A 13,965-nucleotide genomic window follows, 5' to 3' on the forward strand; every position below is an offset into this window, starting at 1 on the left:
TCCGCACCGGACTCCCTGGTTAAACTGATTAGAATTTTAACCTGCCAAAATGTTAAATAGCACACTATTAGTTGCTGCTGAAAAATTAACAACGCAAACAGACAGCAACAGCACTGTTAATATTGATTCGGGTGTGCATAACAATTTCCCCGAAGTTGAATTAGATCAGCAACATTCCTTTTAAAAATTATACGGGAGTGTCACATCACGCGACACTCCCGTATGTAAGCTCTTTCTTCCTAAAAACGGAAAACCTTATCTCACTTCCCAACCCAAAGCGCTGGCACCTAGAACGGCTGCATCGCTTTCTTTGAGATCGGAAAACATTAATTTAACCTTATTCCTGAAGATGGCAAGAAGGTTTTTCTCCATACTTTCACGTATAGGGTTCATGATAAGGTCGCCTGCTTTGGAAAGTCCACCAAACAGAATTATCGCTTCCGGGCTGGAGAATGCCACAAAATCGGCAAAAGCCTCGCCCAGCATCTCTCCAGTGAAATTAAATATTTCTTTAGCCATATTGTCACCTGCAATTGCTGCGTCAAACACATCTTTTGATGTGATGTCTTCGGGTGGAATATTACGGAGACGGGTTGGCACATCGGGCCTCATCTCAAGATATTCACGTGCTGTACGCGCCATTCCTGTGGCAGAAGTGTAAGCTTCGAGACACCCTGATCGGCCACAACCGCAAAGACGGCCGTTGTTACGGCGAACGATAACATGTCCAAGCTCTCCTGCAAAACCGTCGTGCCCGTAAACCAGCTGTCCGTTAACCACTATACCGCTCCCGACACCGGTTCCGAGAGTTATCACAATAAAATCTTTCATTCCCCGGGCAGCTCCATAGGTCATTTCGCCTATAGCTGCGGCATTGGCATCATTTGTAAGAGCTACCGGTATGCCTATCCTGTCTTCCAGCATTTGAGCAAAAGGAATTACTCCTTTCCATGGGAGATTGGGTGCAAACTCTATACTCCCGGTAAAATAGTTGCCGTTAGGAGTACCTGCCCCAATTCCCTTAATCTGGTCTTTGGTGGCTGTCTCATTAATAATGTCGTTAATAAGAACAGTAAGCTCGTCAAGATAGTTCTCGACCTCAGAATGTTTGGCAGTTTTAATACTCCCGTTCATTAAGATCTGTCCCCTTTTATCTACAATGCCGACAACGGTGTTGGTACCACCTACGTCTATACCTATTACATAGGGTTTATCCATGATTTGTTATTTATTAAAAGTTAGTCAATGGTGATTGCAAAATATTATACCCGCAAATATAGGAATTTTTCGTTAAAGGTTTTCATTACTGAGTATTTATTTCTTTTTAATAATTCATTAAGCTTTCCCTTATGTTACAATTGCAAATGAATAGTGTAACTGAAATTGCCACCTATTCATCACTTAACAAAAAAGTTGCATATTTATAAATATGATTGTTATCCATTTCGGTTTATTTGTTTTATATTTGCAATTTAAAATTTACATTTATCGGATATTGCCCAATATTAACATCAATTTTCAGAATACTACGAAACAATATTAACAATAAGACAATACAGACAAACTGAGTCATGAACGAGATTAAATTTTATTTTGGGGAGAACATCCCTTTGGAACTACACAAGGTGCGAGTGGTTCAAAAGTTACATCTGGTGCCTATTGAAAGGAGACTGGAAGCCTTAAAGGAAGGGGGATTCAACACTTTCAGGCTAAGCACAAAAGATGTATTCCTTGACATGCTTACAGACAGCGGCACCAACGCCATGAGTGACAACCAGATGGGGGCAATGATGCAGGCCGATGATGCTTATGCAGGTTCTCAGAGTTTTTTCCGGCTGCAAAAAGCAGTGGAGGAGGTATTGGGTAAAAAATATTATCTGCCGGTACATCAGGGACGTGCCGCCGAAAATATTCTATCCAACGCCTACGTGAGAAAAGGCAGTCTGGTACCTATGAACTACCATTTTACCACCGCCATGGCACACATCACCCAGTATGGAGGAAAGATTGCAGAGTTATTGTATGACGAAGCCTATGTGATCAACTCTTCTCACCCTTTTAAAGGGAATATGAATATTGAAAAACTGGAAGATGTGATCAAGGTGCACGGTGCCAAGAATATCCCGTTTATCAGAATGGAAGCATCCACCAACCTTATTGGGGGACAACCCTTTTCGGTACAGAACCTGAGGGATGTAAGGGCTATTGCAGACAAATACGACATCAGGCTTGTTCTCGATGCAAGCCTGCTTGGCGAGAATGCTTACCTGGTAATCCAACGTGAAGAAGAGTTTAAAGATAGTTCTATGGGTGAAGTGATACAGATTATGACCGGCCTGGCAGATATTGTATATTTCTCGGCCCGTAAGCTGAGTTCTTCCCGTGGAGGAGGAATCTGTACAAATAACTCCGATATATACCGTGAACTGGAAGCACTTGTACCCCTATTCGAGGGATTTCTTACCTACGGAGGTATATCGGTACGTGAAATAGAGGCGATGGCTGTAGGATTATACGAGACACTCGACGAAACGATGATTAGTCAAAGTCCCGACTTTATCGCCTACTTGGTGAATGCGCTCGATGCACACGGGGTTCCCGTGGTGAAACCCGCCGGAGTATTGGGAGCCCACGTGGATGCGATGAAGGTGTGCGAGCATATACCGCAAAAAGAGTACCCCGCCGGTGCACTTGCTGCAGCACTGTTTCTTATTTCGGGAATTCGAGGTATGGAGCGCGGCACAATCTCAAACCAGCGGGACGAATATGGTAACGAGACATATGCCGACATGGAGCTGTTGCGACTGGCTGTTCCCCGTCGCGTATTTACCCTTTCTCAGATTAAATATGTTGAGGATCGCATGAAGTGGCTATATGAAAACAGAAGCCTGATTGGCGGCCTCCGGTTCGTGTATGAACCGCCTGTGCTTCGTTTCTTCATGGGAGGCCTTGAACCGGTTAACGACTGGCCACAGAAGCTAATCGCCAAGTTTAAAGAGGACTTCGGCGAGAGCTTGTAATTGATCATATATGTGACAATTAACTGAACTTTTTAATATAAGATCAGCATAATGAGGCCGTTTTCGAACGGCCTCATCCGTTAACCATTATTCACTTTTATTTTAATGTAATAGCTGTTAAATTTGAAAGAATAATTGTACTTTTAGAAAATTATTCACGGCAAACAAATGTAAAATGAAACTAAATTCACTTATTTTGACACTGCTGCTGTCGTTTACTGCTTTGACAGCAGTACAGGCTCAACAGATCATCGCGCACCGAGGATACTGGAAAACAGACGGGTCCGCGCAAAACTCCATTACTGCACTGATGAAGGCCGATTCAATTCGTGTTTACGGATCAGAAGTGGATTTCTGGATCTCTTCTGATGGTGTACCGGTAGTGAATCACGATGCCACAGTTACCCTGAACAATGAAAAAATGATTATACAGGATACGCCTTTGGCCACATTGAGGCAGGTGAAGCTCTCCAACGGCGAGATACTGCCAACGGTTGAAGAGTACCTCGATGCATTCGCAGAATGCAAGCATACAAAATTAATAATTGAGTTTAAAACGCACAGATTAAAAGAGAGGGAAGACCTTTTGGCACAGAAAGTGATTGAGATGGTACGTAAACGTGGATTACAGGACAGAGTTGAATATATCTCGTTCGGAATAAATTTTGTTCAACAGGTAAGGAGGCTTGAACCTCAGGCTCATGTTTATTACCTCAACGGCGATATCTCTCCCGATGTGCTCCACACGATGGGTTTAAACGGATTAGATTATCACTATAATATACTGTATAAACGTCCCCAGTGGGTGAAGGCAGCTCATGACATGGGTCAAAAAGTGAACGTGTGGACCGTGAACAAACCGGAAGACATACAGAAGGTCATAGATCTGAAAGTTGATTTTATAACGACGGATGAACCGTTGCTGGTGCGTGAAATTTTACAAAAGCAATGAACCTGAAAGAACAGCTTAACCAAGCTGTCGAGATTGCGATATCAGCTCATGAAGGCCAGCTGGATACGCATAACGGACAGCCGTATATTGGACACCCTTTTCGTGTAATGAATGCAGGGCATACGCTTCAGGAGAAGATCGTGGGTGTGCTTCACGATGTGGTGGAAGACACCTCATGGACGCTGGAGAAACTGAGGGAGGAAGGTTTTTCTGATGAGATTGTTGATGGCATTGATGCCATGACATGCAGAGATAACGAAGAGTACGATGATTATATTCATCGTGTAATGAACAACCCCATAGCCAGGCGCGTTAAGCTGAACGATCTGACAGACAACATGGATATCCGCCGCTGGAACGAGGTCCCCTATCACGAACTGGCACGCCTGCAGAAATACCTGAAAGCATATAAGCAGCTCACAGAATAGCAAAGAAGTGGCCGGTATATATCTTCATATTCCTTTTTGTAAAACGCGGTGTATATACTGCGATTTTTATTCCGGGACCAACGAATCGCAGAAGAATGCGTTTCTTGAAGCGTTGTGCAGGGAGGCAGAGATTAGAAAGGCTGAGGTTACCGAACCGGTGCAAACAATTTATTTTGGCGGTGGAACGCCATCTCGACTGGATAGGAAGCATTTTGAACAGATTTTCGAAATACTGTTCGGTTGTTTTGAAGTTAATCCGGCAGCTGAGATAACCGTTGAAGCAAATCCCGACGACCTTACGGACGAATATATAAGCATGCTAGCTCAACTTCCTGTTAACCGGATAAGTATAGGCATACAGAGTTTCAACAACGACGAGCTGAAATTCCTGAGCCGCAGGCATTCAGCCGAACAGGCCGCGGAATCGGTGAAAAGATGCCAGCAGCAGGGATTCGCCAATATAAGTATTGATCTGATGTATGGATTGCCGGGACAAACCATGAAGATCTGGGAAAATAATCTGAAACAGGCTATAGGCCTAAATATTGAGCATATATCGGCTTACCACCTTATTTACGAAGAGAGAACCCGTATCTATTCCCTGCTTAAAGCGGGAAAAATAAAACCGGTGGACGAAGATGCAAGTACAGCAATGTTTGCATTGCTTATTGACATGCTTATATCGCAAGGCTTTATTCATTATGAGATATCAGCCTTCGGCAAGGAGGGTTATTTTTCACAGCATAACTCCTCTTACTGGAAGGGTGTGAAGTACCTGGGGCTAGGGCCTTCGGCACACTCATACGATGGCGATAACCGTACACGGAACATAGCCTCTCTTGATCGCTATATCAAAGGTGTATCTGCCGGATCTCCGGAGAGGGATACAGAGCACCTGAGCTTGATTGAAAAGTACAACGAGTTTATTATCACAGGATTAAGGACTATGTGGGGCATAGATCTGGAAGTTCTCAAGTGCAATTTCGGCAATGAGCTCCATCACTACTGTATAGGAAATGCACAAAAGTTTATCGACATGAAACTGCTTACAGCAGAAAATCACACCCTGAAGCTTACTCGCGAAGGCATTTTCATCTCTGACGGCATCATGAGTGACCTGATGAGGGTTTAGCTAAGCTTCACATACTGTGATATTGAAGAGTTGAACAGGAAATAAAATGGAATAAGTGGCCTGATGTGGGTTTAACTCAACCCCTCGACCTCTCCGTTGATTATGTCAATACGTTTTGCCTGCGGGTCTGCAGGAAGGCCGGGCATGCGCATCATCTCTCCTGCAATGGCTACAATAAACTCCGAACCCTGATTTATTACCAGATCATTAATTTTGAACCTGAAATCCTTCGCCACGCCATACCATCGCGGGTCTGCAGAGAAAGAGTATTGAGTCTTGGCCACACATACAGGCATTTTTTCAAGTGGTGTTCCTTGTATAAGTTTCAGTTTTTTAAGAGCCTTCTCACCAAGGACAACATCACGTGCTCCATAAATCAGTGTAGCCACTTTTGTAAGTTTGGTCTCAATATCATCATCTTCATCATAGGTAAACCTTAGTTCTTTCGATGGCCTGTTCTCGATAGCATCGACCACAGTGTTCGCCAGATCAACGGCTCCGGCGCCACCATTGGTAAACGCCTCATTAACTGCAAACGGCACACCTCTCTCTTCACAGAATTTCTGCACAGTATCAATTTCACTGGGAGTGTCGAAAGCATATTTGTTAAATGCCACTACGACCGACTGTCCGAAACTGTCAAGGTTGCAGAGATGTTTTTCCAGATTCTCAAGTCCCTTTTTCAGTCCCGCCATATCGGGTTCTTTAATCATTTTCTCAGGTGTGCCGCCATGCATCTTCAGTCCCTGCGCCGTTACCACAATAACAGTCAGCTTGGGACGCAGCCCACTCTTACGGCATTTAATATTAAAAAATTTCTCTGCTCCCAGGTCTGCTCCAAAACCTGCCTCTGTAATAACGTAGTCGCCATACGACATTGCCATTTTTGTTGCCAGAACCGAATTGCAACCATGAGCTATATTGGCAAATGGCCCTCCGTGAACGAAAGCGGCTGTATTTTCAGTGGTCTGCACCAGGTTGGGGTTTATGGCGTCTTTCATCAGCACGGTGATGGCTCCGGCCACTCCCAGATCTTTCACTGTAAAAGGCTCTCCACTCCTTTTATATCCCAACAGTATATTTTCTATACGCCGTCGCAGGTCGTCCTCATCTTCAGCAAGACAAAGGATAGCCATCAGTTCAGAAGCAGCTGTTATATCAAACCCCGATTCCATTGGTACACCATTACCCGGCCCCAATCCGGTAACAATATATCTAAGGCTGCGGTCGTTCACATCCAGTACACGCTTCCAAAGTGCATCCCTGATCTCATTACCACTGTCGAGTACCCGGTATATATAGTTATCCAACAGTGCCGAGATGGTATTATGTGCTGTGGTAACGGCATGAAAATCTCCTGTGAAGTGAAGGTTGATGTTCTCCATTGGCAGTACCTGTGCAAAACCGCCTCCGGCAGCACCGCCCTTCATTCCAAAAACCGGCCCCAGCGATGGTTCCCGCAATGCAACGATCGCCTTTTTTCCAATCTTGTTCAATCCCAGTGCAAGTCCTATGGATACTGTTGTTTTTCCGACACCCGCTTTTGTGGGGGTGATGGCTGTCACAAGAATAAGGTTGCTTTCATCTATCTTCTGTTGATTGATAAGGCTTACGGGCACTTTTGCCATATGTCTCCCAAAGTTGATTACCTCATCGCGAGGTATCCCGATATTTTCGGCTACATCTTTAATTCTTTTCAGTGGTGTTTCTCTTGCAATTTGAATATCAGTTTTCATAAAAATATTAATTTAGTGTTACTTGTATTATTTATCATGATTGTATGATTGTATGATTGTATGATTGTATGATTGTATGATTGTATGACAGTTCAGCCGGTTGTACCACTGTCAAATATTTTTTATCTTTTTTTCTCTTTGATCCTGACATCGCTATTCCCGTTGCTTTTTGTATCTCTCACAACATCACTTTTAACAAGTCCTTCCAGAATGATCAGCTGGTCCCTCAGCTGAGCAGCCTCAAGAAACTCCAGTTTTTTTGCTGCGGCCATCATTGCTTTACGGGTCTGTTCAATCTTTATCTTCAGTTCATCGGCTGAAGCATATTCACTACCGGGCTCTGCAGCTATGGCATAATAGCCTGGTTCTACGTAAGCTTTCGTCTCAACTGCCGATGTGTATTTTATACTCAATGCCGATGTCTGGGACTTCTTTATCTGTTGAGGTGTAATATTGTGCAATTCGTTGTATTTCATCTGCTTTTCGCGGCGGCGGTTGGTCTCATTGATGGTCATCTGCATGCTGTCAGTAATCTTATCGGCATAGAAGATCACTTTACCGTTAACATTTCGTGCTGCCCTTCCTGAAGTCTGTGTGAGTGAACGGTGAGAACGCAGAAAGCCCTCCTTGTCGGCATCGATAACAGCCACAAGCGATACTTCGGGCAGGTCGAGTCCCTCACGCAACAGGTTAACGCCGATAAGTACATCAAACAATCCGTTTCGAAGGTCATCAATAATTTTCACCCGTTCCAGTGTTTCCACGTCTGAGTGAATATAGTTACAACGGACATTATTACCGGCAAGATAGTTGGTCAACTCTTCAGCCATACGTTTGGTAAGAGTAGTCACAAGCACCCGCTCATCCTTCTCTACCCGTTGCTGTATCTCCTCCATCAGGTCGTCTATCTGATTAAGGCTCGGCCTCACATCGATGGGCGGATCGAGCAGTCCGGTGGGACGTATAAGCTGGTCCACCACGATACCTTCGGATTTTTCGAGTTCGTAATCGGCCGGTGTTGCACTAACGAAGATAATTTCGGGGGTGAGGGCTTCAAACTCTTCGAACTTGAGCGGCCTGTTATCGATTGCTGCGGGCAACCTGAAGCCATATTCCACCAGGTTCATCTTTCGGGAGTGATCTCCCCCATACATTGCGCGGATCTGCGGAATTGTTACATGGCTTTCATCGATAACAGTGAGATAATCATCAGGAAAAAAATCTAGCAGGCAGAAGGGGCGCGTACCCGGCAGCCGTCCGTCGAAATACCGTGAATAGTTCTCAATTCCTGAGCAGTATCCTATCTCTTTTATCATCTCCAAGTCGAAGATAACCCTTTCATAGAGCCTTTTGGCTTCCAGCGGCTTTCCTATCGACCTGAAAAATTCAACTTGCTTGCCAAGATCTATCTGTATCTCATCAACCGCTCTGAAGATACGCTCCTGGGTGGTAACAAAAAGATTTGCCGGAAAAATGCGGTACGAATCCAATCGCTCTTCGGTTACCCCGGTGAGCGGGTCAACCTGCTCGATACTCTCAATCTCGTCGCCCCAGAAGATAATGCGCACTATATAGTCGTGATATGCAAGAAACACATCAACTGTATCACCTTTAACCCGGAAGTTTCCACGATTAAAGTCAGCTGTTTCGTTGCGAGAGTATAGGCTGTTCACAAGCAGTCGCAACAGCTGGTCTCTATCTATAGACTGCCCTACCCTGACATCGATAGTTATTTTATTAAAATCTTCGGGATTACCTATGCCGTACAGGCATGAAACTGAAGACACCACTATTACATCATTTCTTCCCGATAGGAGTGATGATGTGGCAGCCAGCCTGAGCTTCTCTATTTCATCGTTAATTGATAGGTCCTTTTCAATATAAGTATCGGTCGACGGAATATATGCTTCCGGCTGGTAATAATCATAATAGGAAACGAAATACTCCACCGCGTTATTCGGGAAAAAACTCCTAAACTCGCTGTACAACTGGGCTGCCAGGGTTTTGTTGTGACTGAGCACCAGCGTTGGTTTATTTATCTGTGCAATTACGTTGGCTACTGTGAATGTTTTACCCGAACCGGTAACACCCAGCAGTGTCTGATATGGGACCTTCTGTCGCAGCCCCTCCAGCAGCGCTTTTATGGCTTCCGGCTGATCTCCGGTGGGTTTATATTGAGATGTAAGTTGGAATTGCATAGATAGTTTTTAAACAAACATATGATGATTATGTTTAAACTAAGTCCTCCGAAAGGTGTTTCTCTGACTTATGGATCAGGGTGCACCGGGATATGGTTTTGTTTCATGAATGCTGATTATCTGAAAGCCGGGATTCAACTCCATATGTACAATATAGCCCGGTACCAGCTCTATGTTTTCGTTTTTCACATATGACTTCATAAGCGGCACATTTATTTTGTAGTATCCTTCTGTGGTCTTTTCATAATTCACCGCTTCAGTGTTTGGTGTGAATTTCAGCGTTGAGCCCTGTGACTGTGCACCGGCAACAAGCAGTTCCCCGGTTATCTTTTCGCGGGTGGCTGTACCGGAATTAAAAAACCTTTTTACAACCGGTGCCAGGTAAAGAGACATCTTGTTGTGATCTACTGCCGAGAGCGACGAGTAAAATCCGTTTACAATGGCAAATATGCTATCAGAAAGGGCTTCATTTTGCGGGTACTGCGGTGAAAGCATCTTATCTCTTTTTAGCGCTTCAGCTATGTATTCCCCCCTGATTTCCCCGTTTTGCGATAAGGTTATATAGCCGGAGTAAGATTCGGGAGTGTTCGTCCTCAAGGCCCCCATCCAGGATAGCGAGTCGATTCGTATCTCTGCCAGCAGGGTGTAGGGACTTCCCGGGTGCTGATCAAGGAAGTTGTGCAATTCAGAAATATTGCCGGTAAACTTTATTTGTTCCCAGTCGGCTGCCTCCTCAGATTTAAGGCTTAAGAGGTTGTTTTGTGCCTCGTTGAAATGCTTTCCGTGAGGATAAGATTCCATATAGAATAGGTAACCTTCCACTGTATTTTTATTAAGTGCTGCCTCCCAGCTCTTTCCATCGATATAGCTTTTCTTTACAGTTTGATTGTATATGAAAAATGATCCCACGATGAGTGTCGCCGCCAGTAGAATTGTCGCTACGGAACTTTTGCCCTTTTTCTTATCCGTTAATTCTCCCGGCATTTCCTCTTGATAGTTTTCCCGGGGGGCGACTGACATTTTTTGACGAGACCTGTTATCACTATTTTCTTTTATTTTTGCATCAATGGTTTTCTCTAATTCCCCGGTCATTACGGTCTCCTCCGGCTCCACAACCTCTTCCGGCTTCGAAATCTCCTCCGGCTCCACAACCTCCTCTTTAGGGTTTTCACTCTTTAACGTTTCCGGCGACTTCTCCTGCTCCCCGGGCTCCACAGATTCCTCCACCTGTTCCACGCCCTTTAACGGTTCTACAACATTCTCCTCCAACCCCACGGTTTCCTCCGGTTCCGGGGCCCTATCTGGCTCCGGGGACTTTAACGGCTCAACTGACTCCACGGCGTTTTCAGTCCTGTTCCCGTTAAAACTGTTTTCGGGATCATGAACAACAGATGTTATGTTTTCGGGAAGCTCCAGCTCGTAATCCATACGGATCTTTTTTGCACAATCATCACAAAAAAGAGCTTCTTCCGGTTTATTATTCCCGCAAAGCGGACATGATTGAGACATAGTTTTATCCGAGTTATAAGAATTCTACATCTTTACAAAGATAAGGAATCATCACTTATTATCATGACAAACGTAAAAATGTTTTTGAATGAAGAAACATAATTAGTACTTTTGAGACATGTATTCGTAATGCTTTAATTCCCTTTAAAGATTATGTCATTCATAAAGAAACGTATTCAGTCATTCAGGCATGCATTCAGAGGCATAGGTACCCTTATCGGCCAGACACCAAACATGCGGATACATCTGATAGCGGCTATAGCAGCGATTACCCTGGGATTTGTTTTTCGCATCTCGAAAGTTGAATGGCTGACAGTTATCACTGTTACAGCACTGGTATTTGTCATGGAAGCGATAAATTCTTCATTAGAGACGCTTTCGGATTACGCAAGTAAAAAAGAGACCCATCCGGCAATCAGAAAAGTTAAAGACATTGCCGCAGCTGGGGTTCTGTTTGCAGCACTGGCAGCACTGATTGCGGGACTCGTGATCTTTCTGCCAAAAATATTTTGACCAATATTTTTTATTATCGCATTTTTTAGTAATTTTGCAGTCCGAAACTGTCTTATGGTGTAATGGTAGCACAACAGATTCTGGTCCTGTTTGTCCAGGTTCGAGTCCTGGTAAGACAACAACGCTGCTACGCAATCAGTTATATTTCAACTGGTTGCGTTTTCTTTTTTTAAGCTCTCTACCTAATTTTTTACCCCGGTTTTCACCTAAAAATACGACGTTGGCTTCTCCATGGCCAATTCCAGAAGAAATAAACCCATATAGTTATTTAGTTTACCAATCAATTCAAGAGTCCTCTCACGAAAGCCTCTTTCATTATGCTCAGGTAAATATACATATTTATATTCAATGCATTATTATATTTTTTAGATGTTTTAACCGTAGTAGCAGACTCTTCTAATGTTCACCAGCGACGGGAATAGGTGATCGTCACCACATATCAAGATGGGGCAGCCATCGGTTAACTTTACTGTTCTGTTATGATATTTTCATTAATCATTCATAATATATAAAAATAGACTATCTTTGAGGCATTAAAGCTGCCAGCTTATCTAATTTTGGTAATTTATCATTCTTATTTATCGAACTAAAGGGTATTTAGCTTTTAACATAACACATGAGAAAGTTCAACCGGTAAAATTATACCGGACTATCAGTCTGAAAAATTCATTATTTATTATATTTAAATAAATTAAATTCAATTTTAAATGAAAAATAAATATCTGCTTCAACTCTTCATCTCAGTTCTGGCTTTTGGCATACTTGCATGTAGCGACGATATTCAGGAAATAACACTCAACGTTGGCGAAAATGAAATATTTTTCGACTCCTCTGACGCACAAAATAAGGAGGTGACAATTGAGACAAACTCCAGCTCAATTACAATAGATATTCAGGAGGATGGACGTAAATGGTGTTCTGCCAGACGTTATGACAATATTATCTACATTAGCGTTACAAAGAATACAATTGTAGGTGATAACAGAAAAACATCAATCACAATAACAGCAAGAGAGGGTGAAACAAGAACAATACTTGTAACACAGGCGGCAAGCGACAAATATATAAGCTCCTTTATTATACCGGCAGATATTAACAATCTGAAGGCAGATATAAATGGAGTTATCAACAACAAAGAAAAAACAATTACAATTTCAACATCAGCCTGGATAGGCAATGTGAAAAATCTTATAGCACAGTTCGAAACCCAAGGCAAACTATATATCGGGGAAACAGAACAGATAAGTGGTGTTACACCTAACTCCTTTTTAGATAAGATAACCTACACAGTTAAAACAGCAAACGGGTTTTCTGCAGATTACGTTCTCATAGCCGAAGGAGCAATGTTTACAGGACTTCCTATTATAAAGGTGGATATTGAAGGCGGTGCCGAAGTGGTTGAGAAAACAGTTAAGCTGCCTGCGGTTTTTCAGCTTATTGACCCCTCAGATAAAGGTTTCGACATTGATTTGACCGCTATGAAAATTCGTGGGCGGGGAAACAGTACATGGGTTATGCCTAAGAAACCTTACCGTGTAGATTTTCCGCAAGAAACTTCACTTTTTGGATTGCCTAAAGCAAAAAAATGGGTGCTGCTGGCCAATTACCAGGATCCAACCCTGATAATGAACGATGTTGCATTCAAGCTCGGGCGCATGTTCGGTTTGGAATTTAACCACTCATCTATTCATGTTGAGCTGTTTATAAACGGCAGGCACCGTGGCAACTATCAATTGACAGAACAGAAGGAAGTGGGTGAAGGACGTGTAGATATTGATACAAATGGTGGATTTCTTGTTGAAATGGACAGCTATTATGATGAGGATTATAAATTTAAAACCTCAATCTTGAAACTTCCGGTAATGGTTACTGATCCATCTTTGAATAATGAGTCTGAAATGGAGTATATTAAAGAGGCTTTCAGGGGACTCGAAGATGCATTGTTTGGAGAAAGTTTCCCCGACATTTCATTTGAAAATCACACCGATGTTAATTCATTAATAAACTTTATGCTTATTAATGAACTGGTCCGCAATCAGGAACTCGATCATCCAAAAAGTACTTATTGCTACAAGGAAAAAAATACTAAAATAAAATGGGGGCCTCTTTGGGATTTCGACTGGGCCTTCGGATATAACGAGAGCAACGACTATTTCATCAAAAACAACCTACTGTTCTATAAAGGGAAAAGCGATTCCAGGCCGGGTGCCAGGTTCTTTTCAAGGTTTATGGAAGTTCCGGAGTTTCGTACAAAGTATAAAGCACGATGGAAAGAGATGAAGCCGGAGCTTGTAAAAATTATTGATCATATTGATATGATGGCAGCCAAATTAGATAAATCGCAAGCTGAGAATTTTAAAAACCCTACTAACACGCCAAACACAAAGAACAAAAGTTATCAGGACCTGATTAAAAATATGAAGGAGTGGATAAATGACCGAATTGTATTTCTTGATTCAGAAATTAATAAAATGTGA

At 43.0% G+C, this 13,965-nt stretch carries 10 protein-coding genes and 1 tRNA gene; 7 read left to right on the forward strand and 4 right to left on the reverse strand.

Annotation, left to right across the window (positions count from 1 at the left end; translation table 11 throughout):
- Window positions 1–255: 255 nt before the first annotated feature.
- Window positions 256–1,218, reverse strand: coding sequence for an ROK family protein (locus tag B3B27_RS08970; protein WP_238865761.1), 963 nt, complete (start codon window positions 1,216–1,218; stop codon window positions 256–258).
- 353 nt (window positions 1,219–1,571) lie between these two features.
- On the opposite strand from B3B27_RS08970, the gene B3B27_RS08975 reads away from it, so the two are divergent.
- The 4 genes from B3B27_RS08975 (at window position 1,572) to hemW (ending at window position 5,532) form a co-directional block, all read left to right on the forward strand.
- Window positions 1,572–3,020 (forward strand): tryptophanase, encoded by a 1,449-nt coding sequence (locus B3B27_RS08975; RefSeq protein WP_238865759.1) that lies wholly within the window; start codon window positions 1,572–1,574, stop codon window positions 3,018–3,020.
- Window positions 3,021–3,195: 175 nt separating this feature from the next.
- A complete protein-coding gene (locus B3B27_RS08980; protein WP_238865757.1) occupies window positions 3,196–3,972 on the forward strand; it encodes a glycerophosphodiester phosphodiesterase in 777 nt (258 codons plus the stop codon).
- Entirely contained in the window at window positions 3,969–4,400 is a 432-nt protein-coding gene (locus tag B3B27_RS08985) for a phosphohydrolase (protein WP_238865755.1), read from the forward strand. Before B3B27_RS08980 ends, B3B27_RS08985 begins: the two co-directional genes overlap by 4 nt.
- Before the next feature lie 7 nt (window positions 4,401–4,407).
- Complete coding sequence (gene hemW / locus B3B27_RS08990; RefSeq protein WP_238865753.1) at window positions 4,408–5,532, forward strand: radical SAM family heme chaperone HemW; 1,125 nt, start codon at window positions 4,408–4,410, stop codon at window positions 5,530–5,532.
- Between the two features lie 71 nt (window positions 5,533–5,603).
- On the opposite strand, the gene B3B27_RS08995 is transcribed toward hemW, so the two are convergent.
- From B3B27_RS08995 to B3B27_RS09005, 3 genes are all read right to left on the reverse strand, one after another.
- Entirely contained in the window at window positions 5,604–7,268 is a 1,665-nt protein-coding gene (locus tag B3B27_RS08995; RefSeq protein WP_238865752.1) for a formate--tetrahydrofolate ligase, read from the reverse strand.
- Between the two features lie 122 nt (window positions 7,269–7,390).
- On the reverse strand, window positions 7,391–9,466 hold the full coding sequence (uvrB, locus tag B3B27_RS09000) for an excinuclease ABC subunit UvrB (protein ID WP_238865750.1): 2,076 nt from the start codon (window positions 9,464–9,466) through the stop codon (window positions 7,391–7,393).
- A gap of 75 nt (window positions 9,467–9,541) precedes the next feature.
- Complete coding sequence (locus B3B27_RS09005) at window positions 9,542–10,975, reverse strand: hypothetical protein (protein WP_286832262.1); 1,434 nt, start codon at window positions 10,973–10,975, stop codon at window positions 9,542–9,544.
- A gap of 153 nt (window positions 10,976–11,128) precedes the next feature.
- Between B3B27_RS09005 and B3B27_RS09010 the strand changes: the two genes are divergently transcribed.
- The 3 genes from B3B27_RS09010 to B3B27_RS09020 all read left to right on the forward strand — a co-directional run bounded on the left by B3B27_RS09010 (window position 11,129) and on the right by B3B27_RS09020 (window position 13,965).
- The gene (locus tag B3B27_RS09010; RefSeq protein WP_238865746.1) at window positions 11,129–11,488 is read left to right on the forward strand and encodes a diacylglycerol kinase family protein; all 360 of its coding nucleotides are present in this window, start codon (window positions 11,129–11,131) and stop codon (window positions 11,486–11,488) included.
- Window positions 11,489–11,536: 48 nt separating this feature from the next.
- Window positions 11,537–11,607: transfer RNA gene (locus B3B27_RS09015), tRNA-Gln, on the forward strand.
- Window positions 11,608–12,195: 588 nt separating this feature from the next.
- Window positions 12,196–13,965 carry a CotH kinase family protein gene (locus tag B3B27_RS09020; RefSeq protein WP_238865737.1) on the forward strand — a complete coding sequence of 590 codons (1,770 nt, stop codon included), beginning with the start codon at window positions 12,196–12,198 and terminating at the stop codon, window positions 13,963–13,965.

The sequence above is a fragment of the Proteiniphilum sp. UBA5463 genome, assembly GCF_002427225.1.
Taxonomy (GTDB): domain Bacteria; phylum Bacteroidota; class Bacteroidia; order Bacteroidales; family Dysgonomonadaceae; genus Proteiniphilum; species Proteiniphilum propionicum.